General features: G+C 66.2%; 1 protein-coding gene. It reads right to left on the reverse strand.

What is annotated here, in order from left to right; translation table 11 throughout:
- A partial coding sequence (locus FLQ44_RS23560; RefSeq protein WP_206208740.1) for an NHL repeat-containing protein occupies positions 1-314 on the reverse strand: 314 nt, incomplete at both ends.

A 314-nucleotide genomic window follows, 5' to 3' on the forward strand; every position in this document is an offset into this window, starting at 1 on the left:
TTTCGGGTGCGACCGCGATCTCGGCGATGATCGCATTGGTAGCAGGGTCAATCCGCGCGACCTTGCCTGCAGGGTCGCTCGCCACCCAGACCGAGCCGGCGCCTGCCACCACGTTCGTTTCGCCGCGGGGGTCGGCCAGACCGGTCGGAATCATCGTCTGCAACTCGGCCTTGGCGAGGTCGATGCGGTAGACCTGCTTGGTGGTGCATTCCGCAACCCAAAGCGACCCAGCGGCAATCGCCATCGTGCCGCAAGGACGGGGCATTTCGACCGCCGCGAGTTTGCCGCTGACCGCCCATTTTTCCACCCGCCCG

The sequence above is a fragment of the Vogesella mureinivorans genome, from assembly GCF_007644035.1.
Classification (GTDB): Bacteria; Pseudomonadota; Gammaproteobacteria; order Burkholderiales; family Chromobacteriaceae; genus Vogesella; species Vogesella mureinivorans.